Here is a 24,180-nt window from a genome sequence, read left to right as displayed (position 1 = left end):
ATTGAGGATCAACGACAACCTTGGCAGGCTTGGGGGCATGGTGTCTCCTGACGATCAAGAACTGACCGACGCCGACTCCCCGGATTGGTCAGTTCGCGCAGCGGCGGGTCGGCGGCTCGCGGCATCGGACAAGATCGACGGAGTGGCGGACGTCCTCCACCGTCTCCTGTTGGATCGCGGAGACTCCGCAGTCACCCAGGAGACCGCGAAGGCTTTGCTCTCACGCAAGGACACCGCTGGCCTGCGCTGCGTGCTGCTGGCTAGCAGCCGAGCTGTCGAGTTCTGGACCAGAGATGAGCTCGTGGCCGCGCTGGACTGCAACCCCGAGTGGCTGACGACTGCAGGCGCGGATCGGCTGATCCAGCAGCTGCACGAGCTCGCCGCCGATGACGACGCCGGGGTCCGCGACGAGGCCCAGGGAATCCTCGCGCATCTGCGGCCGCGTAAGGAACAGGCCCGAGACTCGGACGACGACCAGCTCTGATCCGACACGACACACAGCCGAGTCCTCATTGTGTCCTGGCCAAGAACCGCCAGACCGGCTCCGCGCAGGAGTGCCACCGCCGTCCTGGTCCTCGGGTCCGCTGGACAACGGCGAGCGGGGATGTTGTCCTGAGGGACAACGCACCGGGAGGCGGCATGACAGCAGCGCAGCTCGCGGCCGGGCTGGCCGAGGTCTCGCAGCACGTGCTCGCGTCCAGCGGCGATCCCGACGAGGTCACGCAGGCCTGCACGCAGGCGTTGCGCCCGCACCGGCTCGTGGTGCATTCGCGGCGAGCGCGGCTTTCGACCCGGTTGGAGCACCTCTCGGCGGGCCCGATCTCGCTCAACCGCCTGCGCTACGGCGCCGACGTCACGGTCGCGCCCGCCGTGCCCGAAGAGGACAACTTCCTGCTGACGCTGCCTGTCGCCGGGTCCGCGAAGTTCACCTACGGCCGCGACACGGCCGAGCTCGCGCCGGGGCGTCCCGCGATCGTCGGGCCGTACCGCGAGTTCAAGCTGGACATCGACAGCGCGTTCGACCAGCTGATCGTGCGGATGGACCGGCGCTGGGTCGAGCGCACGGCCCGCCGGATCCGCGGGGTCGCGACCGCCGGCCCGGTGGACCTCCCGCTGTCGCTGCCGGAGCAGCCCGCGTTCCTGTACCGGCTGCTGGAGAGCGTGATCAGCCTGCCGACGCTGGGGCCGAGCGTCGCGCGCCCGGAGGTGGGGCAACAGCTGGGTGAGCTGGTGATCGAGTCGTTCCTGCTCACGCAGCTGCGCGAGGAGGAAGCCGAGCCCGGACGGGTGCCGTCGGCCCAGGTCAGGCGGGCGATGGAGTACCTGCTCGACCACCTCGCCGAGCCGATCAGCCTGTCGGAAGTCGCGCGGCAGAACGGGACGAGCCTGCGCAGCCTGCAGACCGGGTTCCGGCGCGACCTCGACACGACGCCCGGGCAGTGGCTGCGCGATCAGCGGCTCGACCGGGCCCGCCGCCTGCTCGCGGCGGGTGAGCCGGGGACCACGACGGTGACCGGCGTCGCGGCGGAATGCGGGTACTTCCACCTGGGCGAGTTCGCCGCGCAGTTCAAGGCGCGGTTCGGGGTCACGCCGTCGGCCGCGCTGGGCCGCCGCTGACGGTTGCGCGAATCCGATGCTCGCGCGTCGCTTCACCGATAGTCCTTGCCGCTCGCCGACAGCAGCATGTGCCGTACGCACTCAACGGTGAGAACGGAGCGGCGGATGCGATTCGTACTGGTGCACGGAGCGTGGCACTTCGGGGAGCTGTGGGACCCCGTCCGCAAGCACTTGGAGAACGCGGGCCACGAGGTCCACACCCCGACGGCCGGCGGCCTCGGCGAGAACGACGACAAGCACGTCGACCTGCGCGGTGCCGCGGCGCCGATCGTCGACTACATCCGGGAGCACGACCTGACCGACGTCGTGCTGGTCGGGCACAGCTGGGGCGGTTACGTGATCTCCCGCGTGGCGATCGAGCTGCCAGAGCGGATGCGGCGGCTGGTCTACTTCGCCGCGTTCGTGCCGGCGCACGGCCGGGCGCTCGTCGACGAGATCCCACCGCACCTCGTCGCCGCGCTTCAGGCGAGCTACGACGAACGCACTGACGGCGGTGTCGTGCTGCCGTTCCCCGTGTGGCGCGACGCGTTCTACGGCGACGCCTCCGCGGAGGAGGCCCGGCGCGTGTACGACGTGCTGCGCCCGCAGCCGTGGAGCGCCTTCACCGACCCGGCCGACATGACGGGCTGGGACAAGGTGCCGCAGGCGTTCAGCTACCTGGCGCCGTCCGAGGACAACGACATCACGCAGGGCGAGTGGGGGCGGCACCCGCGGCTGTCCAACCGGCTCGTGATGTTCCGGCTGATCGGGATGGAGGGCAGCCACGAGGTGCTGCTGGCGAACCCCGAGCTGACGGCGCGCAAGTTCATCGAGGCGGGGCGGGACTGACCGTCCTTTGAGGAGTGACGTGACGAGTGAGCTGATCGTGGTCGGCTCCGGTGCGACGTTGTCGATCGCGCCGGAGCGGATCGTTGTTGCGGGTTACACCGCCAAGGACGAGGCGGTTGTGGAGCACCACATCGCCGAGCTCGCGGCGATCGGCGTGCCGCGGCCGGTGAGCGTACCGGCGTATTACGTGCTTTCGCCGGGACTGTTGACCAGCTCGCCGGTGGTCGAGGTGGGTTCGGCGACGACGTCGGGCGAGGTCGAGCCAGTGGTGATCCGCCACGACGGGCGGTACTACCTCGGCGTCGGCTCCGATCACACCGACCGGGAGCTCGAACGCGTCGACATCGCGCGGAGCAAGGCCGCGTGCCCGAAGCCGCTCGGCTCGCACGTGGTGGACCTCGGGCCTGATCTGTCCGTCGTGGACTGGGATGGTCTGGTCGCGGAGTCCAGTGTGGACTCGTCGACGTACCAAAGCGGCAGTGTCGCGACCTTGCGCCACCCGTCGGACACGCTCGGCCGGATGCCGTCCGGACTGGACGACGGTGGCGACCTCGTGCTGTTCTGCGGCACGCTTTCCTTGCTCGGCGGGAAGTTCGTGTACGGCTCGCGCTGGCGCGTCGACCTGCGGCTGCCCCACGGCGAAACCCTGACCCACGTGTACGAAACCCAGCGAAGGAGGGCTTGATGCGCACCGGATCGCAGTACCTGAGCGCCATCGACGACGGACGTCGCGTCTACCTCGACGGAAAGCGGGTGGACGGCGTGGCCCGGCACCCGGCGTTCGCGCCGATCGCGAAGACGGTGTCGGAGCTGTTCGACCTCGCCGCCGACCCCGCGTCCGGCATGACGCGGCCCGGCCCGAACGGCGAGGTGGTGAACCGGCTTTTCACCGCCCCGCGCAGCCGCGAGGACCTCACCGCGTTCCGCGAGGCCGCCACCACGTGGGCGCGCCACACCCACGGCTGGGTGGGCCGCAGCCCGGACCACGTCGGCGCGTTCCTGGCCGCGTTCGCCTCGCACCCGGACGTGTTCGGCGACTACGCGGCCAACGTGACGGCGTTCCAGAAGCGCGTCGTCGAGGAGGACCTGTACCTGTCCTACGCGATCATCCCGCCGCAGGTTTCGCGCGCCACCACGGCGAGCGCGTGGGACGGTGATCTCGTGCAGGTCGGCGTCGCCGAGGAGCGCGCCGACGGGATCGTGGTGCGGGGCGCGCAGATGCTGGCCACGGGTGGGCCGGTCGCCGACGAGATCCTGGTGTCGTGCATCAAGCCGCTGACGCCGGAGGACACGGACTTCGCGCTCAGCTTCGTGCTGCCCGTGGACACCGAGGGCCTGAAGCTCTACTGTCGCCGCCCGTACGCACCCGCCGCGACCAGCCATTACGACTACCCGCTCACCACGCGCTTCGACGAGACCGATGCCCTGCTGGTCTTCGACGACGTCTTCGTGCCGTGGGACCGCGTGTTCGTCTACCGCGACGTCGCCGGCGTGCGCAACCAGTTCTTCGAGACGGGCGCGCACGTGCTGGGCAACTGGCAGGCGCAGATCCGGTTTTCGGTGAAGCTGCAATTCCTGGCCGGCCTGGCGCGCAAGGTCGCGGCGGTCAACGGCGTCGACAAGTTCCCCGGCGTCGTGGAGAAACTCGGCGAGCTGGCCAGCCTGGTGTCCCTTGTGGAGTCCGCTGTTCTGGCCGCCGAGTACACCGCCGAACCCGACTCGGCCGGCCTTTGGCGCCCCGGCAGCCGGGCGCTGTACGGCGCCATGGGCCTGCAGTCGGAGTTGTACCCCCGCGTGCTCGCCATCCTCCGCGACCTCGTCGGCGGCGGTGTGCTGCAGGTCCCCTCCAGCGTCGCCGACATGACCAGCCCGGAGACGCGCGCGGACATCGACCGCTACATCTACAGCCCAGGTACGCCCGCCGCCGACCGCGTCAAACTGTTCAAACTCGCGTGGGACGCCGTCGGCAGCGAGTTCGCCGGCCGCCACCACCAGTACGAGCTCTTCTACGCCGGCGCGCCCTTCGTGGTGAAGGGCTACTCCTTCCGCAACTACGGCTTCGACGGCCCCGTGTCCGAAGTGGACCGTTTCCTGGCCGGCTACTCCGAGGAGAGCCAGTGAGCAAACCCGAACGCGAGTTCTTCCCGGTGACTGAGGTCGACTTCACCACCTGCAAGGGCGACGACCCGCTCATCACCGAACGCGTCTTGTCCACGGACGAGGCCTCCGGCGTCGCCACCCGCATCCTGCGCTACGCGCCGGGCGCCGACTCGTCACCGATGGGCGTCCAGTCGCACGACTTCTGGGAGGAGGTCTACATCCTGGAGGGCTCATTCTCCGACCTCACCCTGGGGGAGACCTTCAGCGCCGGGATGTACGCCTGCCGTCCTCCGGGCATGCCACACGGCCCCTGGCGCACCGACGACGGTGTGCTCACCTTCGAGGTCCGCTACCGCGCATGACCACCATGCCTCCTGACTGCACTCCCGGTTCCGGCCCGGTTGATGCGTTGGCGATGAGGACGGCGATGGGCCGGTTCGCGACTGGGGTCGCGGTGGTGACTACCAGCGTCGGCGATGTTCCCCACGGGATGACGGTGAACTCGTTGACATCGGTGTCGCTGTCCCCACCGTTGGTGCTCGTCTGCTTGACGACCGGTGCGCGCACTACCGACGCTGTCGTCTCCGCGGACCGCTTCGCGCTGAACGTCCTGTCGACGCGACAGGAACAACTCGCTCTCCGGTTCGCTCGGCGCGGTGAGGACCACTTTTCGGGTTTACCGGTGAAGGCGGGATCGCATGATGTTCCGGTTATTCCGGATGCTCTGGTGCACTTGGAGTGTTCGGTTTATCGCGCGTTGACGGCTGGTGATCATGAGGTTGTGATTGGTGAGGTACTGAAGGTGTGTTCGCGGGGAGGGGAGCCGTTGGGGTTCCTCGGCGGGCGGTTCAGTGACGTGGTGGACCGGGGGCACGAGCCGGTGCCTTGGTTCTTCTGAACCACCCAGTTACTGTCGGCCGAAGCCATTTTCCGGGCAGACAGCCGGTCTGCCCAACCCAAGATCTCCTTAACCAATCCCCCGAACTTCGGGGAGCCATCTGAAGGTTGCCTTTTGATCTTTTGATCTTTAAAAGCAAAAGATTAAAAGAAGGATGCACATGGCTAGCCCCCGCTGCGCTCAATGGTTCTACGGGACTTGCCTTGTGCCAAGGCTGGAAAGAGTACCTTGACACAAAGCAAGTCCCGTAGAAGAAAGTGCTTCGCCGGGGGCCGGCCGGGGAAAGGTTAGCCGGAGATATCGACGGCTTTGTTGGGTGGTTGAGCTGGGTAGACGGAAAAGCAAAAGACCCGCGCCGGGTTGTATGGGTGGCTGGCTGGTGCAGGCGGCATCATCCAGCTGCCCCGAGAACCCCACCACCGACAACCACCCGCCCCGGGGTCACGCGTCCACACCGACCTGAAACCCACCACAAACCATCCACCCCACACCCCAGCATCCACCGGCCGACAATTCCCGCGCCTCACACCCACCGAATGTGCTTTCGTAGTCCCACAACACATCCGGGGGGAGCACACTCATGAACACCGAGCACGAGATCGATCGACTAATCCGACTCCTGGACTCCGACACGCTCGACGCGAACGCCATGGGTGCCGCCGATGCGCAGTGGGACCTGACCGCCCTCGGCCGCGAGGCCGACGTCGTCGCCCCCTTGCTCCTCGCCCTACCGAACTTCGGCTCGTTCGCACAGCTATGCGCCATCGAGATCTTCCAGCAGTTGCAAGACACCCGCGCGATCGGTGCGCTGATCGACTTGCTGGCGGGGGACAACAGCACCGTCCGGGAGTGGGCGGCGGGAGCCTTGGCTGACCTGCGCGCAACTGGAGCGGTGCCGGCCTTGAGGCGCGCATGGGAGACGAGCAAGGCGCGGGGTGACGCCCCGGTGAGGGCGAGCAGTGGGGCCTGCGCTTGGCGCTGACCGCGCTCGGCGCCCGGGTACCCGTGACGCCGGCGTTGGCACCGGCAGTCCGAGTCGGCGACGTGGAGGCATGGCCGTCGGCGCGGTTGGGGGAAGTGCTCGATCAACTCGCTGCGCGCGACCAGGCGACGTTGTCCTTCGGGTTGTGGCGAAGTGAGGACGACGGCCACTTCTACAACGAGGGAGACTTCGCCTACCACGCCGAGCTCGACTTCACGCAGCCGTGGCCCGAGCTGGTGCGGCAGGCGCACCATCGGGCCAAGGAGAGCGCGCAGCGGGTGGCGCCGCGGGACGACCTGTTCGCGGCGATCAGCTGGATCGCTCAGGCCGATCTTGGCCACGCGGCCCGACGGTAGCGCAGAGCGAGTATGACCGTTCAGGCATGGCGGGGGCGCGGATCGGCATTGGACGGGTATGGCTCGGGCGGCGACGATGGGTGGACCATCACCGCTGGTCAGAGGCGGTGAAATCGAGGAGGACGTCCGTGGGAACACCACGCAGCACCTACGCCCCCACCGATCCGCACGCGTTGAAGTTCCGGCGGGCGTTGCGGCATTTCCCGAGTGGTGTGTCGGTGGTGACGGTCGTCGACGGGGACGGCGGGGTGCACGGGATGACGGCGAGCTCGTTCGCGTCGGTGTCGCTGGATCCGGCGTTGTGCGCGGTGAGTGTGAACAAGCCGGGGCGGATGCATCAGTTGCTGCATGGCACGGATGGGCACTTCGGGCTCAGCATCATGGGCCAGGACCAGGGGGCGATCGCCGATTTCTACGCGCGCCAGCCGTGGAGTGTGGCGGTGGACGTGGAGATGGATCTGCACCACGGGTGCCCGACGGTGGGGGGTGCGCTGGCGTGGTTCGTGTGCCGGAAGTGGGCCGCGTACGACGGCGGGGACCACACGATTTTCGTGGGCGAGTCGCTGGACTACGGGTCGACGGAGCGGGAGGACTTGCAGCCGCTCGTCTGGCACAAGTCGGCCTACCACGACCTCGGTGACCAGCTCGAACGTCCCCGAGTCACGAAGCAGGGCTGAACCGGCGAGTCACCTGCACGGCCTCGGCCACGAGCTTGTCGATCAGCGCGCTCGCCGACGGGGTGGGCTTGCTGGAGGCGGGCATGGTGATGCCGACGCTGTGGCCGATCGGCTCGAGCGACAACGGCAGGCGCGCGATCCCCGGGTCCTCTTCGGTGATCAGGCGCGGCAGCGCGGCCACGACGTCTGTGTCGCGAAGCAGTTGGCGCACGGTGAGGAACGAAGTCGCCTCCACGCGGTTGGCGGGCAGGAGCACGTCGTTGTTGTGGAACAGCTCCTCGAGCTCACGCCGTAGCGCGGTCTCCGGGCCGGGCAGGATCCACGGGTACTCGGCGACCGTCGCGAGGTCCACGGTCTTCGCGCCGGCCAGCGGGTGCGAGGCGCGGACCACGAGGACCACGGACTCGTCGTAGAGCTTGCGGCGGAGGAACCCCTCGTCGGAGATCTGCGTGAGCCGCCCGACGATCAGGTCGAGCCGGCCCGCGCTCAGCTCCACCAGCAGCGACTCGGGGGTCCCGTCGCGCACGGCCACGGTCAGGTTCGGCCGTTCCGCCTTCAACGCGGCGATGGCCCGCGGGAGCAGGACGTTCGAGCCGAACAGGTGTGTCCCGACCACCACAGTGCCGCGTTCGGCGCCGGCCAGCTCCACGACGTGGCGGGCGGCCTGCCGGGCCTGGGCGAGGATCGCGCGCGCGTGCTCGGTGAAGGCCTCGCCGTAGACGGTCGGCGTGAGGCCGCGCGGGCCGCGCTGGAACAGCTCGACCTCCAGGATCTCCTCGAGCTCGCGTAGCCCACGCGTGGCCACGGGTTGGGTCACGTGCAGCTCGGCGGCCGCGCCGACGATCGTGCCGCGTCGCGCGATGGCGTCGAGCAGCACCAGGTGGCGGAACTTCATCCGGCCGTCGAGCAGACGTGGCAGCTCACGAGGGGTCATAACGAGCCACTATAGCCATATGCACATATCAACTTAAGGCTTTGGCATTTGTCAGGCATAGCTGGAGGTCGCGACGATGAGCAGGGATCACAGCCACGCGGGAAGGCGGACATGACGGTGCTCAAGAGCTTCGTGGACGGGCGGTTCACCGACAGCGGTGGTGACCTGTTCGACAAGGTCAGCCCGGTCGACGGGACCCTGGTAGCCCAGGTCGAGGAGGCCGACCAGGCGGTGGTCGACCGCGCGGTGCGCGCCGCACGGACCGCCCTCGACGGCGCGTGGGGCCGCACCTCCGACGCCGACCGTGCGCAGGTGCTCAGGAAGATCGCCGAACGCATCGACGAGCGGTTCGACGACCTGCTGGCGGCCGAGGTCGCCGACACCGGCAAGCCGCTCGACCTGGCCCGCCGGCTCGACGTCTCGCGCGCCGCCGCCAACTTCCGGGCCGCCGCCGACACGATCGCGTCGGCCGGGCTCGACTCGTTCCTCACCGAAGGCCCGGCCGGGCGTGCGCTGAACTACGCGCTGCGCAAACCGCTGGGCGTGGTCGCGGTCATCGTGCCGTGGAACCTGCCGCTGTTGCTGCTGACCTGGAAGGTCGCGCCGGCGCTGGCCGCGGGCAACGCCGTGGTGGTGAAGCCGTCGGAGGAGACACCCTCGAGCGCGACGCTGCTGGCCGAGCTCATCACCGAGGCCGGCGCGCCCGACGGCGTGTTCAATGTCGTCCACGGCTTCGGCCCCGGCTCGGCCGGCGAGTTCCTCACGGGCCACCCGGGCATCGACGGCGTCACTTTCACCGGCGAATCCCGCACGGGCTCGGCGATCATGCAGGCCGTGGCGCCGCGCGTGCTGCCGGTGTCGTTCGAGCTCGGCGGCAAGAACGCGGCCGTGGTGTTCGACGACGCGGACCTCGGCAAGACCGTCGACGGCCTCGCCCGCTCGACGTTCACCAACACCGGCCAGATCTGCCTGTGCACCGAGCGGATCTACGTGCAGCGCGGCATCTTCGACGAGGTCGCCGCCGGGCTCGCCGAACGCGCCGAGGCCTTGCGCTTCGGCCGCCCGGACGCTCCGAACACCACCACGGGACCGTTGATCTCGCGCCAGCACCGCGAGAAAGTCCTCTCCTACTACGAGCTCGCCGAGCAAGAGGGCGCGAAGCTCCTCGCCGGCGGCGGGATCCCGGACCTCGGCCCCGATCTCGAAGGCGGTGCCTGGGTGCGCCCCGCGCTGTGGACCGGGCTCGACAACACCCACCGCGTGCTGCGCGAGGAGATCTTCGGCCCGGTCGCGGCGCTCGTGCCGTTCGACACCGAGGACGAGGCGATCCGCCTGGCCAACGACAGCGACTACGGCCTCGCCGCCGCCGTGTGGACGACAAACCTCGAACGTGCCCACCGCGTCGCGGGCGCCATGCGGGTCGGCATGTCGTGGGTCAACACGTGGTACCTGCGCGACCTGCGATCGCCCTTCGGCGGCAACGGGCTTTCGGGCATCGGCCGCGAAGGCGGCGTGCATTCGCTGCACTTCTACACCCAGCCGACCAACGTGTGCGTGGCGCTGTGAACGCCCGAGTCGACGCGGCGATCGACACTGCGGTCTCCTTCCTGCAGCGGGCCGAGCGTGACCGCACGCCCGTGCAGCCAGTGCGCGACTTCCTCGGCGAAGACGACGTCGACGCCGCCTACGAGGTGCAGCGCCGGATCATCGCGGACAAGGTCGCGAGCGGCCGTCGCGTGGTCGGCCGCAAGATCGGGCTGACGTCGGAGGCGGTGCAGCGCCAGCTCGGCGTCGACCGGCCCGACTTTGGCGTGCTGCTCGACGACATGGTGTTCGGCGACCGCGCGGAGATCCCGCTTGAGCGCTTCTGCCAGCCGCGCGTCGAAGGCGAGGTCGCGTTCGTCCTCGGTGCCGACCTGCCGGATTGCGCCACCGTGGTCGACGTCCTGCGTGCCACGGACTTCGTGCTGCCGGCGATCGAGATCGTCGACTCGCGCGTGGCCGACTGGAACATCCGGATCACGGACACCGTCGCCGACAACGCGTCCAGCGGCGCTCTGGTGCTGGGCACGCGTCCGGTGAAACTGTCCGAAGTGGACCTCGCCGGGCTCGGCATGGTGCTGGAACACGGCGGCGAGCCGATCTCGACCGGCGTCGGTGCGGCCTGCCTGGGCTCGCCCGCCGTCGCCGTCGCGTGGCTGGCGCAGGAAGTCGCCCGCCGCGGCGAGCCGCTGCGGGCGGGGGAAGTGGTGCTGGCCGGCGCGTGGGGACCGATGGTGCCCGTGACGGCGCCCGGGAGTTACGTGGCCCGGTTCGAAGACATCGGAGAGGTCCGCGTCGGGTTCACCGCCGGGCCGGACGGAGGGAAACGCGCATGAGCACCCCGGTGGCGATCATCGGGTCGGGCAACATCGGCACCGACCTGATGTTCAAGGTGAAACGGCTTTCGAGCGAGCTCGAAGTCGCGGCGATGGTGGGGATCGACGCCGCCTCCGACGGGCTCGCGCGGGCGCGCCGGCTCGGGGTCGCGACGTCGCACGAAGGTGTGGCCGGGCTCGTCGCCCTGCCCGAGTTCGCCGACATCCGGCTGGTCTTTGACGCGACCTCGGCCGGAGCGCACCGGCACAACAACGCGGTCCTGAGCGCCCACGGCAAGCAGTTGGTGGACCTCACGCCCGCGGCCATCGGGCCGTACGTGGTGCCGACCGTGAACCTCGACGAGCACCTCGGCGCGCCCAACGTCAACATGGTCACCTGCGGCGGCCAGGCGACGACACCGGTCGTGGCCGCCGTTTCGGCGGTGGCACCGGTGGCGTACGCGGAGATCGTGGCGACGATCGCCGCCAAGTCCGCCGGTCCGGGCACCCGGGCGAACATCGACGAATTCACCGAGACGACCGCGCGGGCGCTGGAAACCGTCGGTGGCGCCGGACGCGGCAAGGCGATCATTGTGCTCAACCCGGCCGACCCGCCCATCACCATGCGGGACACGGTGTTCTGTCTCGTCGAGGAATCCGAAGTAGACGAGGCCGCCGTCAGCGCGTCCGTCGAGGCGATGGTCGCGCAGGTGCAGGACTACGTGCCGGGTTACCGCCTCAAGCAGCGGGTGCAGTTCGACCGGGTCGACGAGCCGTTCCTGCCCGCGCTCGGGCGCCCGTTCCGCGGGGTGAAGGTGGCAGTGTTCCTGGAGGTCTCCGGCGCCGGGCACTACCTGCCGGAATACGCGGGGAACCTCGACATCATGACCTCGGCCGCGCTGCGGACCGCGGAACGGCTCGTGCAGGTCGCCGCGGAAGGAGCCCTTCGATGACCGGCAAGCTCTACGTGCAGGACGTGACGCTGCGCGACGGCATGCACGCCATCGCCCACCGCTACAGCGTCGAGCAGGTGCGCACGATCGCCGCCGCGCTGGACGCGTCGGGCGTGGCGGCCATCGAAGTCGCGCACGGCGACGGGCTGGCCGGGTCGAGCGTGAACTACGGCCACGGCGCGGCCACCGACGCGGGCTGGATCGCCGCGGCCGCCGAGGTCGTGAAGAACGCGAAGCTCACCACGCTGCTGCTCCCGGGCGTCGGCACGATCGAAGACCTTCGGGCCGCGCGTGACCTCGGCGTCGGCAGCGTCCGCATCGCCACGCACTGCACCGAGGCCGACATCGCGATCCAGCACATCGGCTGGGCCCGCGACAACGGCATGGACGTCGCCGGGTTCCTGATGCTGAGCCACATGAACTCGCCCGAGGACCTCGCCAAGCAGGCGAAGATCATGGAAGACGCGGGCGCCCACTGCGTCTACGTCACCGACTCCGGCGGCCGCCTGACCATGCGGGACGTCGCCGCGCGGATCGACGCGTACCGCGAAGTCCTCGACGCGGACACGCAGATCGGCATCCACGCGCACGAGAACCTGTCGCTGTCGGTGGCCAACAGCGTCACCGCCGTCGAGCACGGTGCCTACCGCGTAGACGCTTCGCTGGCCGGCCAGGGTGCGGGCGCGGGGAACACGCCGATCGAAGCGTTCATCGCCGTCGCCGACCTGCTCGGCTGGGACCACGGCTGCGACCCGTTCGGCCTGCAGGACGCGGCCGAGGACCTCGTCCGTCCACTTCAGACTCGCCCGGTGCGCGTGGACCGCGAGACGCTGACGCTGGGCTACGCCGGCGTCTACTCCAGCTTCCTCCTCCACGCCGAACGCGTCGCCGGCCGCTACGACCTCGACGTCCGCGCGATCCTCCTCGAAGCCGGCAAGCGCGGCCTCGTCGGCGGCCAGGAAGACATGCTGGTCGACGTCGCGCTCGACCTCGTGGCCACTCGAGAGGCGGCCCCGGCATGATCGAGGACTTCGCGGCGCGGCTCGACGAAGCCGCCACCACCCGCAAGCCGTGCGCACAGCTGTCCACGGACCACGAACTGTCGTTGGACGACGCCTACGCCGTCCAGCGGGAGCTGGTCGAACGCCGCATCGCCCGGGGCGAGCGCCGCTTCGGCGTCAAGCTCGGCTTCACCAGCAAGGCGAAGGCCGCGCAGATGGGCGTCGACGACGTGATCATCGGCCGCCTCACCTCGGGCATGGTCCTGGCCGACGGCGACGAGCTCGATCTGAACACCCTCATCCATCCTCGCGCCGAGCCCGAGGTCGCGTTCCGGCTGAGCCGCGACGTCGAGCCGGGCGAAGTGCCGGGCCCCGACCTCGTGGACGCCGTCGCCCCCGCGATCGAGGTGATCGACTCCCGCTACCGCGACTTCAAGTTCTCCCTCGCCGACGTGGTCGCCGACAACACCTCGGCCGCCGCGTTCGTGCTCGGCCACTGGCAGCCGCTGAAAGCCGGCGTCGACAACCGCGGCGTGGTGTTCGAAGTGGACGGACGCATCGCCGGCGCCGGCTCGACCGCTGCCATCCTCGGCGACCCGCTGCGTGCCATTCCCGCCGCCGTCCGCATGGCTCAGCGCTATGGCCTCCCGCTCACCGCGGGCACGGTCCTGCTGGCCGGCGCGGCAACTCCCGCGGTCGCGCTCACGGCAGGCACCCACGTCAGCGCCACCGTCTCCGGCCTCGGCCGGGCCCGCTTCTCCGTCGCAGAACAGGGAGAACCCCGATGACCGAAGCCAAAACGCTCGCGGACAAGGCCAAACCCCGCGGCCGCTTCCCCCACGTGAAACGCGCCGGCGACTTCGTGTTCGTCTCCGGCACGAGCAGCCGCCTGCCGGACAACACGTTCGCCGGCGCCGAGGCCGACGAGTTCGGCACCACGACGCTCGACATCCGCGTGCAGACCGCCGCCGTGCTCGACAACATCGCCGACATCCTCGGCTCTGTCGGCGCGAGCCTCGCCGACGTCGTGCAGGTCACCAGCTACCTGGTCAGCATGAACGACTTCGGCGGCTACAACGAGGTCTACGGCCGCTACTTCGACGAGAACGGCCCGACGCGCACCACCGTCGCCGTGCACCAGCTGCCGCACCCGCACCTGCTCATCGAGATCCAGGCCGTCGCCCACGTGCCGAGCGAACGCACCGAAAGGAACTGATCACCGTGACCGACATCAATCCCGTCTTCAACTTCGCCGCGTGGGTCTCCGAACACCAGCACCTGCTCAAGCCGCCGGTCAACAACAAGCAGATGTGGGAACGCACGGGCGACTTCATCGTGCAGGTCGTCGGCGGGCCCAACCAGCGGACCGACTTCCACGTCGACCCGTACGAGGAGTGGTTCTACCAGGTCAAGGGCAACATGCACGTCAACGTCATGTCCGACAAGGGCCAGCAGACGGTCCACGTGCGCGAGGGCGACATGTGGCTGCTGCCCGGCAATGTGCCGCATTCGCCGCAGCGTCCCGAGGCCGGCTCGATCGGTGTCGTGATCGAGCGCGTCCGCGAAGAGGGCACGCTGGAGAAGTTCCAATGGTACTGCCTCAACTGCGAGCACCTCGTGCACGAGGTCGAACTGCAGGTGCGTGACATCGTCGAGGACCTGCCGCCGGTATTCGAGCAGTTCTACAACGACGAGTCCCTGCGCAAGTGCGCCAACTGCGGCACGGTGCACCCCGGAAGGTCCGCGCTCTGATGCCACAGGTGATCGACGTCCACACGCACTACGTCCCGCGCGGCTGGCCGCAGCTGGGCGCAGACGGCACGGGCCAGGAGAGCACTCTGCCGTGGCTGCGCGTCGAGAACGAGCGCGAGGCGACCATCATGGTCGGCTCGCGCGAGTTCCGGCGCATCCTCGCCAACTGCTGGGACGCCGGCGAGCGGCTGCGTGAGATGGGCGAGGACCAGGTCGACGTGCAGGTCGTCTCGCCGACACCGGTGTTCTTCTCCTACGACCGCACGCCGGCCGAGGCCGTGCGGATCGCGAAGGTCTTCAACGACCTCGCGCTGGAGATCTGCGAGCCGGCCTCCGGACGGCTGCTGCCGTTCTGCCAGGTTCCGCTGCAGGACCCGGATCTCGCGTGCGAAGAGCTCGACCGCTGCCTCGCCGCCGGCCACCGTGGCGTCGAGATCGGCAACCACGTGGGCGATCGCGACCTCGATGACGCCGGCATCGTCATGTTCCTGCAGCACTGCGCGGCCAAGGGCGTGCCGGTGTTCGTGCACCCGTGGGACATGCCGAGCTCGCCGCGGCTGGGCCGCTGGATGTCGCAGTGGCTCACGGGCATGCCCGCGGAGACGCACCTTTCGCTGCTGGCGATGATTCTCGGCGGCGTGTTCGACCAGGTGCCCGAGACGCTCAAGATCTGCTTCGCGCACGGCGGCGGCTCGTTCGCGTTCTGGCTCGGCCGGCTGGAAAACGCCTGGCACGAGCGCCACGACGTGATCGGCGGCTCGGCGAACCCGCCGTCGAGCTACCTCGGCCGGTTCTCCGTGGACAGCGTGGTGTTCGACCCGTCGGCGCTGCGCCTGCTGGTCGACGTCGTCGGCGTGGAGAACATCCTGCTCGGCAGCGACTACCCGTACCCGCTGGGCGAACGGCCGGTGGGCCAGGTGGTGCGAAAAGCACAGTTCCTGTCCGAAGCCGAACGCGACCTGTTGCTCGGCGGCAACGCCGCGCGGTTCCTGTCCCTGCCAGAGGAGGTCACGAGATGACCGCGTACAACTCCTACCTCAAGGCCGACGTGCTGCACACGCTGCAGGAGCCGGTGACCGACCTGGAGGGCGAGCGCTCGTTCCTCGTGGTGTGCCAGGTGCAGGAACTGTACTTCGGCCTGATCACCACCGAGCTGCGCTTCGCCGCGCGGCACTTCCGGGACGGTGAGACCCCTTCGGCCGCGGCGGCCCTGCGGCGAGCGGCGGACCACTTCGTGGGCCTCAACGCGTCGTGGAAATCGCTGGAGTGGATGACCGTCGGCGACTTCCTGCCGATCAAGAACGGCCTCGGTTCCGTCCACGGCAAGTCTTCGTCGCTGCAGTCGTGGAAGTATCGCGAGCTGGTGTTCCTGCTCGGCATCCGCCCGCACGCGCTGGCCGACCCGGTGTCGTCGATGCCGGACGAGCACTCGTCACTGCTGACGACCCTGCGCGAGCCGAGCGTCTACGACGAGGCGCTCGCGCTGCTGAGCCGGCGTGGACTGTCCATTCCGGACTCGATCGTGAAGCGTGACCCGCAGGAGGAACACGAGTCGCACCCCGACGTGGTGCGCGCGTGGACCGCGGTCTTCTACGGCGGCGACCCCGCGATGGTGGACCTGCGGTTCTGCGGTGAGGCCCTGATGAAGATCGCGGAGGGCTACGCCGAGTACAAGCACCTGCACCTCGTGGCCACGCGCCGCTCGTTCGGCCACCGGCCCGGCTACTACGGCTCCAGCGGCCTCGACTGGCTGGCGCAGACGGCGATCGAGGTGCCGTTCCCCGAACTGTGGTCCATGGACCCGGAAGATTCCTGACTGGAGAAAACCCTTGTCGGACTTGACGATCCTCGCGCTGTCGGGAAGCCTGCGCAAGGAGTCCCTCAACACGCGCCTGCTCACGGCGGTCACGCAGCTCGCGCCGCCCGAGCTCACCTTCGACGTCTTCGGTGACCTGGCGGCGATCCCGCCGTTCAACGAGGACGACGAACACCCGGCCCCGCCCGCCGTCGCGCAGCTGCGACGCCGGATCCGCGCGGCCGACGGGGTGCTCATCGCCACCCCGGAGTACAACGCGGCCATGCCCGGTGTGCTCAAGAACGGGCTGGACTGGCTTTCCCGTCCCGTGGACGAAGGTCCGGTGCTGGAACGCAAGCCCGTCGCGATCATCGGCGCTTCGCAAGGGCCGCTGGGCACCATTCGCGCACAGCTGAACCTGCGCTCGGTGCTGCACAAGATGAACGCCGACGTGGTGGGCCAGCCCGAGTTCGTGCTGCCCCACGCCCACCAGGCCCTCGCCGACGGCGAGCTGCCGGTGGGTTCGCCGTCGCTGCCGATCCTCACCGCCGTGGTCGACGGCCTGGTCGACCTGATCGAACACCGGCGCGCCCTGGCCTCGCTCGGTCGGTGAAGCGCTTTCCTCGTCGCCCGAACAACCCCCGTCGCCCGAAAAACCCCCGTCCCCTGAACAACGGAGTTCCCCCATGACCCAGTTGTCCCCGCCGCCCCGGCAGATGAGAAAGAACATCCTCGTCAGCGTCGCCGGTTCGGCCATCGAGTGGTACGACTTCTTCATCTACGCGTCGGCTTCGGCGCTGGTGCTGAACAAACTGTTCTTTCCGTCGGTCGATTCCGTCGCGGGCACGCTGCTCGCGTTCAGCACGTTCGCCGTCGGGTTCCTGATCCGGCCCGTGGGGGCGGCCGTGTTCGGGCACTTCGGTGACAAGTTCGGCCGCAAGCCGGCGCTGGTCACGGCCATGATGATCATGGGCGCGGCCACGACGGCGATCGGCTTGCTGCCGTCGTACGCCACCCTCGGTGTGGCCGCGCCGATCCTGCTCGTGGTGCTGCGCCTGGTCCAGGGCCTGGCGCTGGGCGGGCAGTGGGGTGGTGCGGTGCTGCTGGTGACGGAGTGCGCGCCGGAGGGCAAACGCGGGTTCTACGGCAGCTTCGCGCAGCTCGGGGTGCCGATCGCGTTGATCTTCTCCAACGTGATGTTCCTGATTCTCTCGGCCGCGCTGTCGCAGGACGCGTTCCTGGCGTGGGGCTGGCGGATCCCGTTCCTGCTGAGCATCCTGCTCATCGCGGTCGGGCTCTACGCCCAGTCGCGGGCGTCGGAAACTCACGCGGCGCCTTCGGAGGAGCCGGCGCAGCGGCGCGCGCCGCTGCTGGAACTGCTGCGCTCGCACCCGAAGCAGATCCTGCTCGCCGCCGGCGCGACCGTGATCAACGGCGGCGCGTACTACCTGCTCACGGTCTACATCCTGTCGTACGCCACGCAGGCCCTGGGCCTTCCGCGTGGCACGATCCTGGTGGCGGTGCTGATCTCCGCCGTTGCCTCGGGGTTGACGATCCCGGCAGCCGCGGCGTTGTCCGACCGCATCGGCCGCCGCAAGGTGTTCCTGAGCGGTGCCGCGGGACTGGCGGTGTGGGGCTTCCCGATGTTCTGGCTCGTGAACACCGGCTCACCCGTGCTGATCACCGTGGCGCTCGTCATCGCGCAGGTCATCTTCAGCCTCACCTACGGCCCGTGCCCGGCGTTGTTCTCCGAGATGTTCGGCGCCCGCGTCCGCTACTCGGGTGTCTCGGTGGGCTACCAGATCGGCGCGGTCGCCGGCGGTGCGCTGGCGCCCATCATCGCGACGTCGTTGTTCGCCGAGTTCCAGACGGCCAACGCGATCGCGTTGTACCTGGCGTTGATGGCCGCGGTGTCGTTCGTGGCGGTGTTCCTGGTCAGGGAATCCGTCCGTCGCAAGAAGACAGTCGCCACCCCGCTCGCCGCCCCGGTGGACTGACGAGCTGCCGGCGGGCGGCGCGCACACCGCGCCGCCCGCCGGGTCTCAGCTCAAGCGCACCAGGGCGCTGCCCTCTGCGGTCTGCTCGCCGAGCTGGTTGCGTGCGGACAACGCGATGAGCACGTCACCGTTGTCCCGCACCTCGGTCACCTTGCCGCCACACCAGACGGTGTCGCCGAAGATGTCGGGGCGGCGCAGGCGCACGGAGAACTCCCGCAGCGAACCGGCGTCACCCATCCAGTTCAGCACGGGGTGCGCCATCCAGCCGCACTTCTGCGGGCCGTTGTTGTACGCGCCGGGCATGCCGATCTCCTTGGCCACCTCGGGGTCCTGGTGTCCGAGGCTGGGCAGCACGCGCTCGCTGAAGTACGTGGGGTCGTAGTTGTTCGGCAGCCGCTCCGGCTCCTCGACGGCCCACGTGCGGTACAGCCACGAGATCTCGCCCGCCTTGTAGCCGGGCGAGCCGATGCAGCCGGCGTAGTACGCCGTCATGGTGATCTGGTCGATCGGGCCCTTCACGACCTCGGGCACCACGTCACCGACCTGGACCTCGGCCGGGTTGCGTGGCGCCGTGCCCCGACGTGCCTCCGTGATCGCCCAGCGGCGGATCTCCTCCAGCTCCTCGTCGCGGTAGACGTGCCGGTCGCGGGCCTTGTACGACAACCCGCCCGACGCCGCGGCGCGCGGCACGCGGAACGTGCTGGCCAGCGCCTCGGCCAGCAGCACCCCGTCGCTCTCGCGGCGGTACTCGGTGTGCACGCGCTGGATCGCGAACCGGTCGGCGTGGCGGCCACTGTGGACGGTCACCTTCCCCAGCCGCGCCTTCGGCAGGATCCGGTCGCCGCGGTGGATCGTCTCGTGGAACACCCACTCGGTGCCCGCGTAGATCGGCTGCACGCCGGGGAAACCGAGGCCGACGGCGCCGTCGTAGCTGGAGTACAGGAAGGTCGGCGGGGCGATCACACCGCCGTGCGGGCTCGTCGCCGCGTACTGCTCGTCGTGGAACAGCGGGTTGTGGTCGCCGAGCCCCCAGGCGTAGTGGCGGATGGTGTCCAGCGTCGCCTCGTTGTTCCACGGCTCGACGCGGATCTCCTGGCCTTCGAGCGCTGCCGCCTCCGACAGCATCTCGTCAGTGATCTCGGTGCTGAACTCAAGACGCGTGGTGGCCATTGGTGCTCGCCCCCTCTTCCTCGAAGTCGTTCTCCCAGGCCGCCCACAGCTTGTAGCCGACCTTGCCCCAGCCCGACACGCCCAGCACGAGGAACGCGATCTGCAGCGACTCGCGCAGCTGCTCACCGGTGAGCCCGGCCCGCTTGGCCGCGCGCAGGTGGTTGATCGCGCCGCCGGCGTTGCTCACGGCCAGGTCGAACATGACCAGCAGCAGCTCCTTCATCGCGAGCGAGAGCCCGTCGGCGTGCTGGGTGTAGATCCGCTCGCGGATGTCGGTGTAGTCGCCGGCGAACCCCTCGTCCATCGCGAACATCGTCGAGATGGCGGGCGGGATGTTGCCCAGCGACTCCTGGTAGTGCTGCAACCTGTCTTGTGCGGTCATGCTCTTCCCTTCAGCCTTCATTTCCGCCCGATCGCGTCGATCGCGCGGACCCCGTCCGCCAGCACGAGCACGGGGTTGAGTTCCACAAAGGACACCGGCTGGTCGGCCAGCGCCGTGAACAAGGTGGTGATCGCGGTGTTGAGTGCCTCGACGTCACTCGCCGTCTGGCCGCGGTAGCCGGACAGGAGCACGCCGAGCCGGGACTCACGCAGCGTCGCCAGCCGTTGCCCGGCGGGCCAGCCGTGCCAGAGCACGACCTGATCGTCGAGCAGCTCGGCGTTGACGCCACCCGGCCGGAGCACGGCGGACAGGCCGTACTCCGGGTCGCGCACCACGGCCACCAGCACTTCCTGCCCCGCGCCGACGCCTTGCTGCACCACGACGTCGTCGCCGTGTTCGGCGCACACCTTCGCGACCCGCTCGTACGCTGCCGTCAGGTCGTCCTCGGCGCGCACCACCGCGACGGCGCCGAGCTCGGACCGGTGCGCGATCGTCTGCCCGGCCGCCTTGACCGCGACGGGGTAGCCCCAGCGTCTCGCCGCCTCCGCCGCGGCCTCCCGGTCGGGTGCGGAAACCCAAGGCGCCCAGGGGAAATCCGCGGGGAGCAAGGCGGCGATGTCCGGCAGGCCGAGGTACCCGGTCAGGTCTTCGGCAGGTTCGGCCGCGGCTTGCGCACCCGCGTCACCCGCGAGCAGGCCCAGCGCTTGCACCGCCCGTTCCGGCGTCGGGACCACGGCCACCCGGGCCGCGGCGAGCCGCGCGAGGAGGGCTTCCGGGATCGGGTCGTCCTCGCTGAGGTGACTCAGCACGACGGGGCTCGCGGTGGGGGACCGGGCGGTGAGGACCTCGGTCAGCACCTCACGATCGTGCGCGAGGCTCGATTCGACCGCCACGACGACGTCCGATTCCGGCGCTTCGGACAACGTGGCCACGGTCCGTGCGAACGTCTCGGTCTCGCCGAGGAACGGCACGTCCATGGGGTTGTGCAGCTCGACCCGATCGGCCAGCACTTCCTGCAGCTGCCGCCGCGTCGCCGTACCCAACGCCGGCAGCGACAACGCCGGAGCCTGCTGCACGCGGTCGGCCAGCACCACCGCCCCCGCTCCCGACACCGACGCCGCGGCGATCCGCGGCCGCGCGGGCAGCTCACCGACGACCTGCGCGGTCACCAGGCAGTCGGCCAGCTCGGCGATCCCCGGCACCCGCACGAACCCGGCCTGCTTCAGCACCGCGTGCGAGATGTCGCTGGACCCGACCACCCGCCCGGTGTGCCCGCCGGCGGCGAGCTGTCCGAGGTCGCTGTCGGCGATCTTGACCAGGAACACCCGTTTCCCGGTACGCGCGATGGCTTCCGTCGCCACGGGCAGCCAGTCGAGGTCGGTGATGGCTTCGAGGAACAGCCCGACCGTGCGCACGTCGTCGCGGGCCAGGACGCCGACGAGCAATTCGAGGGCGCCGACGTCGAACTCGTCCCCGGTGCTGAACCAGTGCGCGATGCCGCCGCCACGGCGCAGGATCGACATGAGCAGCCCGTTGCCGCTCGCGCCGCTCTGCGTGATCATCGCGACCGAACCCGCGCGCGCCGGGCCGCGGCCGAGCACGCTCGAGAAGTTCAGGTGCGCGCCGGAAACCACGCTCATCGTGCCCACGCAGTTGGGGCCGATCACACGCAGCCGCCGGTCGGGCGAGGCCAGGAACCGGTTGAGCTCCTGGCGCGGCGCGCTGTCCGGGCGCTCGAAGCCGCTGCCGATCACGACCGCGACCCGCACACCGCGGCTGTCGAGGTCGTGCAACGCGCTCGGCACTTGGTCGGCGGGCAGGTTGACGATGGCGGCCTCGGCCGCGTCGACGGGGAGGTCGAGCACGGCCGGCACCGCCGGGTAACCGCCGACGACGGAGTGTCGTGGGTTGACGACGAACACGTCGCCCGTGAACCCGTAGCGGCTGAGGTAGGCCAGCGGCCGGCCCGCGGGCTTGGCCGGGTCGGCCGACGCGCCGACGACGACCACACTGCGGGGCGCGGTGACGAGGTCGACGAGCGCGCTCCCGGTGGCGAGCTCCGCCATCACGCGGCCCCGGTCACGGTGCCGGTCCACGCGCGCCGCAGCACGCCCAGCACCGCACCGGCGTCGGGGACTCGCTTGGGGTTGAAGAACAAACCACGGTCCTGCAAGACTTCCCCGGCCACCCGCTCCAGGTCGGACTCGGCGAGGCCGGTGTCCGCCAGCGTCCGCGGCACGCCGGCGCGCCGCTGCACGGTCGCGGCCAGCACCGCCGCGCTGCCCGTCTCTCCGAGCCCTTCGCCGAGTGCGCGGGCCAGGATCGCCTGCTTGGCCTCGGTGTGATCGTGGTTGTACTCGAGGACGTACGGCAGCATCACGGAGTTCGCGACCCCGTGCGGCACGCCGTACGCGGCGCCGAGCACGTGGCAGACGGCGTGGTGCAGGCCGACCCGCGCGTTGCTGATGACCAGGCCGCCGATGGCCGCGGCGGTGAGCGCGTCCTCCAGCAGGTCGACGGGCAGCCGTCCGGTCGCGCCGCCGATCAGGGGCAACGTCTCGGCGAACCGCCGCGCGCCTTCGGCCGCCAGCGCGTCCGTGAACGGCGACGCGGACTTGGAGTACAGGGCTTCGGCGCAGTGGGCGAGCCCGTTCATGCCGGTGGTCAGGAGCAGCTCGGCCGGGACGTCGGTGAACAGTTCGGGGTCGTACACCACCACCCGCGAGGCGACCTTCTGGTCCCAGAACACGCGCTTGATGCCGCGAGCGTCCGTCGCGCCGCCGCCAGGCGTGACTTCCGCGCCCGACAACGTCGTCGGGATGGTGAGCACGGGGATCTTCGGCTGGTTGAGCTGCACGTGCTTCAACACGTCGGGTGGTGTGAACGTGCTGCACTTGGCCTCGAGCGGAAAGCCTTCGGCCAGCAGGATGGAAAGCGCTTTCGCGGTGTCGCTCACGCTGCCGCCGCCGACGGCCACCAGCGCGTCGGGCGGGTCGTCGCGCAGCTGCCGCGCCATCGCCTCGGTGTCGGTGATCGGCGCGTGCGGCGCGATCTTGCCGAACTCGTGCCGGACGTCGAAGCCGCGCAACGCTTCGCGCGTCGCCTGCCCGGCGGCCGACGCGAGTGAACGCGGGCTGCCGACGAGGCACACCGAACGGGCGGACAGAGCGGTGAGCTCGTCCGGCACCGTCGCGATCGTGCCGGCCCCCACGGTGAGCACCTGCCTTGCCTGGTCGTAACGGAACACGCGGTTCAGCTCCTTTCCCCGGGCCGGTCGGTCCGGAAACGCGCCAGTGCGGCTTCGTCGATCTCGAACCCGAAGCCGGGTTCGGCGGGCACCCGCAGCACGCCGTCCCGGATTTCGGGCGGGGTGACCACGAGGTCGCCGTCTAAGTTGAGCAGGTAGGCCAGCTCGGCCGGATGCTGCGCGGTCACGGGGCTGGCGGCGGCGAACGCGGCGCTGGTGTACGTGCCGATCGCCGAGTCGCCCTGGCTGCCCACGATCGCCTGCGCGCCGACGGCCGCGCAGAACTCGCGGATCCGCGTGGACGCGCGAATTCCCGTACGGGCCAGCTTGATGCTGATCATCGTGCAGCGCCGGGCCAGGATCTCGGTGGCGACCTCACGCGGCGTCGTGCAGCTCTCGTCGCCGAGCACGGGCACGGTCGTCTTGGCGACCACGTCGGCGCGCCCGAGCACGTCCTCGGCCGGGCACGGCTCTTCGATCCACGCGAGCCGATGGTCCTTTGTGGACCCCAGAAAGGTCATCGCGTCGGCCGCGGAGTAACCGTGGTTGGCATCGACGTAGATCAACGCGTCGGGGTGCTCCTGGCGCAGCTGAGCGACCAGTCGCACGTCACGGTCGAGGTCCAGGCCGACCTTGACCTTGTAGCTGGTGATGCCGTGTTCCGCGCGCAGTGCCGCGGTCTCGGCCACGACCTCGTCGATCGTGCCCGCGCCGAGGATCGCGGTGCAACGGACCTCCGGTGCGTAGCCGCCGAGCAGGTCGTGGCAGGACACGCCGAGCGTCTTGCCCAGCGCGTCGAACATCGCCAGCTCCACCGCGCCGCGGGCGGTCGGGTTGCCGGCGAGGTGGCGCAGCCGGTGGCCGAGCTCTTCGGTGCCGAGCAGGTCGAGCGACTGCGCGGCCGGCGCGATCATCGTGTCGATCACGTGCGCGATCGACACGGTGGTCTCGCCGTAGATCATCGGCCGGGGGATGGCCTCGGCCAGGCCGACGACACCGTCGGCCGTGCGCACGCGCACCAGCAGGTGCTCGGCGTGGGTCAGCCGGCCCGTCGCGAACTTCACCTCGTGTTTCAGGGGAATCCGGAACGGGATGACGTCGATCGAGGAGATCTTGCTGGTTGTCACCTGTCGC

General features: G+C 69.8%; 27 protein-coding genes. 21 read left to right on the top strand and 6 right to left on the bottom strand.

Features of this window, described 5'->3' with window-relative positions:
- The first annotated feature begins 1 nt into the window (after position 1).
- The 10 genes from K1T34_RS11335 to K1T34_RS11290 all read left to right on the top strand — a co-directional run bounded on the left by K1T34_RS11335 (position 2) and on the right by K1T34_RS11290 (position 7,458).
- Entirely contained in the window at positions 2-484 is a 483-nt protein-coding gene (locus K1T34_RS11335; RefSeq protein WP_220244235.1) for a hypothetical protein, read from the top strand.
- A gap of 155 nt (positions 485-639) precedes the next feature.
- Positions 640-1,617, top strand: a complete 978-nt coding sequence (locus tag K1T34_RS11330; protein WP_220244234.1) for an AraC family transcriptional regulator — start codon at positions 640-642, stop codon at positions 1,615-1,617.
- A gap of 105 nt (positions 1,618-1,722) precedes the next feature.
- Entirely contained in the window at positions 1,723-2,445 is a 723-nt protein-coding gene (locus K1T34_RS11325) for an alpha/beta fold hydrolase (RefSeq protein WP_220244233.1), read from the top strand.
- Positions 2,446-2,464: 19 nt separating this feature from the next.
- Positions 2,465-3,130, top strand: coding sequence for a DUF2848 family protein (locus K1T34_RS11320; RefSeq protein WP_220244232.1), 666 nt, complete (start codon positions 2,465-2,467; stop codon positions 3,128-3,130).
- Positions 3,130-4,566 (top strand): 4-hydroxyphenylacetate 3-hydroxylase family protein, encoded by a 1,437-nt coding sequence (locus K1T34_RS11315; RefSeq protein WP_220244231.1) that lies wholly within the window; start codon positions 3,130-3,132, stop codon positions 4,564-4,566. The genes K1T34_RS11320 and K1T34_RS11315 overlap by 1 nt, the downstream gene beginning before the upstream one ends.
- On the top strand, positions 4,563-4,907 hold the full coding sequence (locus K1T34_RS11310) for a cupin domain-containing protein (protein WP_220244230.1): 345 nt from the start codon (positions 4,563-4,565) through the stop codon (positions 4,905-4,907). Before K1T34_RS11315 ends, K1T34_RS11310 begins: the two co-directional genes overlap by 4 nt.
- A complete protein-coding gene (locus K1T34_RS11305; RefSeq protein WP_255638448.1) occupies positions 4,904-5,443 on the top strand; it encodes a flavin reductase family protein in 540 nt (179 codons plus the stop codon). Before K1T34_RS11310 ends, K1T34_RS11305 begins: the two co-directional genes overlap by 4 nt.
- 580 nt (positions 5,444-6,023) lie before the next feature.
- Entirely contained in the window at positions 6,024-6,425 is a 402-nt protein-coding gene (locus K1T34_RS11300; RefSeq protein WP_220244229.1) for a HEAT repeat domain-containing protein, read from the top strand.
- On the top strand, positions 6,416-6,781 hold the full coding sequence (locus K1T34_RS11295) for a hypothetical protein (RefSeq protein WP_220244228.1): 366 nt from the start codon (positions 6,416-6,418) through the stop codon (positions 6,779-6,781). Before K1T34_RS11300 ends, K1T34_RS11295 begins: the two co-directional genes overlap by 10 nt.
- A 128-nt stretch (positions 6,782-6,909) precedes the next feature.
- Positions 6,910-7,458 carry a flavin reductase family protein gene (locus K1T34_RS11290; protein WP_220244227.1) on the top strand — a complete coding sequence of 183 codons (549 nt, stop codon included), beginning with the start codon at positions 6,910-6,912 and terminating at the stop codon, positions 7,456-7,458.
- Here K1T34_RS11290 and K1T34_RS11285 read toward each other — a convergent pair.
- Positions 7,442-8,392, bottom strand: coding sequence for a LysR substrate-binding domain-containing protein (locus K1T34_RS11285; protein WP_220244226.1), 951 nt, complete (start codon positions 8,390-8,392; stop codon positions 7,442-7,444). The two genes, K1T34_RS11290 and K1T34_RS11285, sit on opposite strands and share 17 nt — an antisense overlap.
- Before the next feature lie 111 nt (positions 8,393-8,503).
- Between K1T34_RS11285 and K1T34_RS11280 the strand changes: the two genes are divergently transcribed.
- The 11 genes from K1T34_RS11280 to K1T34_RS11230 all read left to right on the top strand — a co-directional run bounded on the left by K1T34_RS11280 (position 8,504) and on the right by K1T34_RS11230 (position 18,247).
- Positions 8,504-9,958, top strand: coding sequence for a 2-hydroxymuconic semialdehyde dehydrogenase (locus K1T34_RS11280; protein ID WP_220244225.1), 1,455 nt, complete (start codon positions 8,504-8,506; stop codon positions 9,956-9,958).
- On the top strand, positions 9,955-10,770 hold the full coding sequence (locus K1T34_RS11275) for a 2-keto-4-pentenoate hydratase (protein WP_220244224.1): 816 nt from the start codon (positions 9,955-9,957) through the stop codon (positions 10,768-10,770). Before K1T34_RS11280 ends, K1T34_RS11275 begins: the two co-directional genes overlap by 4 nt.
- Positions 10,767-11,702, top strand: a complete 936-nt coding sequence (locus tag K1T34_RS11270) for an acetaldehyde dehydrogenase (acetylating) (protein WP_220244223.1) — start codon at positions 10,767-10,769, stop codon at positions 11,700-11,702. Before K1T34_RS11275 ends, K1T34_RS11270 begins: the two co-directional genes overlap by 4 nt.
- Positions 11,699-12,724 carry a 4-hydroxy-2-oxovalerate aldolase gene (gene dmpG, locus K1T34_RS11265; protein WP_220244222.1) on the top strand — a complete coding sequence of 342 codons (1,026 nt, stop codon included), beginning with the start codon at positions 11,699-11,701 and terminating at the stop codon, positions 12,722-12,724. Before K1T34_RS11270 ends, dmpG begins: the two co-directional genes overlap by 4 nt.
- On the top strand, positions 12,721-13,491 hold the full coding sequence (locus tag K1T34_RS11260) for a 2-keto-4-pentenoate hydratase (protein WP_220244221.1): 771 nt from the start codon (positions 12,721-12,723) through the stop codon (positions 13,489-13,491). The genes dmpG and K1T34_RS11260 overlap by 4 nt, the downstream gene beginning before the upstream one ends.
- Entirely contained in the window at positions 13,488-13,919 is a 432-nt protein-coding gene (locus K1T34_RS11255) for a RidA family protein (protein WP_220244220.1), read from the top strand. The genes K1T34_RS11260 and K1T34_RS11255 overlap by 4 nt, the downstream gene beginning before the upstream one ends.
- 5 nt (positions 13,920-13,924) lie before the next feature.
- The gene (locus K1T34_RS11250; RefSeq protein ID WP_220244219.1) at positions 13,925-14,455 is read left to right on the top strand and encodes a 3-hydroxyanthranilate 3,4-dioxygenase; all 531 of its coding nucleotides are present in this window, start codon (positions 13,925-13,927) and stop codon (positions 14,453-14,455) included.
- A complete protein-coding gene (locus K1T34_RS11245; RefSeq protein ID WP_220244218.1) occupies positions 14,455-15,474 on the top strand; it encodes an amidohydrolase family protein in 1,020 nt (339 codons plus the stop codon). Before K1T34_RS11250 ends, K1T34_RS11245 begins: the two co-directional genes overlap by 1 nt.
- Complete coding sequence (locus K1T34_RS11240) at positions 15,471-16,271, top strand: tryptophan 2,3-dioxygenase family protein (RefSeq protein WP_220244217.1); 801 nt, start codon at positions 15,471-15,473, stop codon at positions 16,269-16,271. Before K1T34_RS11245 ends, K1T34_RS11240 begins: the two co-directional genes overlap by 4 nt.
- A gap of 13 nt (positions 16,272-16,284) precedes the next feature.
- A complete protein-coding gene (locus K1T34_RS11235) occupies positions 16,285-16,863 on the top strand; it encodes an NADPH-dependent FMN reductase (RefSeq protein WP_220244216.1) in 579 nt (192 codons plus the stop codon).
- A gap of 73 nt (positions 16,864-16,936) precedes the next feature.
- Positions 16,937-18,247 (top strand): MFS transporter, encoded by a 1,311-nt coding sequence (locus K1T34_RS11230; RefSeq protein WP_220244215.1) that lies wholly within the window; start codon positions 16,937-16,939, stop codon positions 18,245-18,247.
- Positions 18,248-18,292: 45 nt separating this feature from the next.
- Here K1T34_RS11230 and K1T34_RS11225 read toward each other — a convergent pair whose 3' ends face one another.
- Genes K1T34_RS11225 through K1T34_RS11205 form a run of 5 tightly spaced genes read right to left on the bottom strand, consistent with a single transcriptional unit; the run spans position 18,293 to position 24,173 of the window.
- Positions 18,293-19,417, bottom strand: a complete 1,125-nt coding sequence (locus K1T34_RS11225; RefSeq protein WP_220244214.1) for a MaoC family dehydratase N-terminal domain-containing protein — start codon at positions 19,415-19,417, stop codon at positions 18,293-18,295.
- A complete protein-coding gene (locus K1T34_RS11220; protein ID WP_220244213.1) occupies positions 19,398-19,799 on the bottom strand; it encodes a carboxymuconolactone decarboxylase family protein in 402 nt (133 codons plus the stop codon). Before K1T34_RS11220 ends, K1T34_RS11225 begins: the two co-directional genes overlap by 20 nt.
- 17 nt (positions 19,800-19,816) lie before the next feature.
- Positions 19,817-21,895, bottom strand: a complete 2,079-nt coding sequence (locus K1T34_RS11215) for an acetate--CoA ligase family protein (RefSeq protein ID WP_220244212.1) — start codon at positions 21,893-21,895, stop codon at positions 19,817-19,819.
- Entirely contained in the window at positions 21,865-23,046 is a 1,182-nt protein-coding gene (locus tag K1T34_RS11210; protein ID WP_220244211.1) for an iron-containing alcohol dehydrogenase family protein, read from the bottom strand. Before K1T34_RS11210 ends, K1T34_RS11215 begins: the two co-directional genes overlap by 31 nt.
- A 5-nt stretch (positions 23,047-23,051) precedes the next feature.
- Complete coding sequence (locus K1T34_RS11205; protein WP_220244210.1) at positions 23,052-24,173, bottom strand: mandelate racemase/muconate lactonizing enzyme family protein; 1,122 nt, start codon at positions 24,171-24,173, stop codon at positions 23,052-23,054.
- Positions 24,174-24,180 lie beyond the last annotated feature (7 nt).

The sequence above is a fragment of the Amycolatopsis sp. DSM 110486 genome (genome assembly GCF_019468465.1).
Classification (GTDB): domain Bacteria; phylum Actinomycetota; class Actinomycetes; order Mycobacteriales; family Pseudonocardiaceae; genus Amycolatopsis.
Note: the sequence above shows the minus strand (reverse complement) of the source record. Positions and strands in the feature narration are given on the sequence as shown.

Bases quoted from the DNA above. Each gene is read 5' to 3' on its own strand.
- K1T34_RS11285 (WP_220244226.1), bottom strand. From the start codon at position 8,392: ATGACCCCTCGTGAGCTGCCACGTCTGCTCGACGGCCGGATGAAGTTC.
- K1T34_RS11300 (WP_220244229.1), top strand. From the start codon at position 6,024: ATGAACACCGAGCACGAGATCGATCGACTAATCCGACTCCTGGACTCC.
- K1T34_RS11225 (WP_220244214.1), bottom strand. From the start codon at position 19,417: ATGGCCACCACGCGTCTTGAGTTCAGCACCGAGATCACTGACGAGATG.
- dmpG (WP_220244222.1), top strand. From the start codon at position 11,699: ATGACCGGCAAGCTCTACGTGCAGGACGTGACGCTGCGCGACGGCATG.
- K1T34_RS11280 (WP_220244225.1), top strand. From the start codon at position 8,504: ATGACGGTGCTCAAGAGCTTCGTGGACGGGCGGTTCACCGACAGCGGT.
- K1T34_RS11255 (WP_220244220.1), top strand. From the start codon at position 13,488: ATGACCGAAGCCAAAACGCTCGCGGACAAGGCCAAACCCCGCGGCCGC.
- K1T34_RS11230 (WP_220244215.1), top strand. From the start codon at position 16,937: ATGACCCAGTTGTCCCCGCCGCCCCGGCAGATGAGAAAGAACATCCTC.
- K1T34_RS11330 (WP_220244234.1), top strand. From the start codon at position 640: ATGACAGCAGCGCAGCTCGCGGCCGGGCTGGCCGAGGTCTCGCAGCAC.
- K1T34_RS11305 (WP_255638448.1), top strand. From the start codon at position 4,904: ATGACCACCATGCCTCCTGACTGCACTCCCGGTTCCGGCCCGGTTGAT.
- K1T34_RS11315 (WP_220244231.1), top strand. From the start codon at position 3,130: ATGCGCACCGGATCGCAGTACCTGAGCGCCATCGACGACGGACGTCGC.
- K1T34_RS11325 (WP_220244233.1), top strand. From the start codon at position 1,723: ATGCGATTCGTACTGGTGCACGGAGCGTGGCACTTCGGGGAGCTGTGG.
- K1T34_RS11240 (WP_220244217.1), top strand. From the start codon at position 15,471: ATGACCGCGTACAACTCCTACCTCAAGGCCGACGTGCTGCACACGCTG.
- K1T34_RS11260 (WP_220244221.1), top strand. From the start codon at position 12,721: ATGATCGAGGACTTCGCGGCGCGGCTCGACGAAGCCGCCACCACCCGC.
- K1T34_RS11270 (WP_220244223.1), top strand. From the start codon at position 10,767: ATGAGCACCCCGGTGGCGATCATCGGGTCGGGCAACATCGGCACCGAC.
- K1T34_RS11245 (WP_220244218.1), top strand. From the start codon at position 14,455: ATGCCACAGGTGATCGACGTCCACACGCACTACGTCCCGCGCGGCTGG.
- K1T34_RS11220 (WP_220244213.1), bottom strand. From the start codon at position 19,799: ATGACCGCACAAGACAGGTTGCAGCACTACCAGGAGTCGCTGGGCAAC.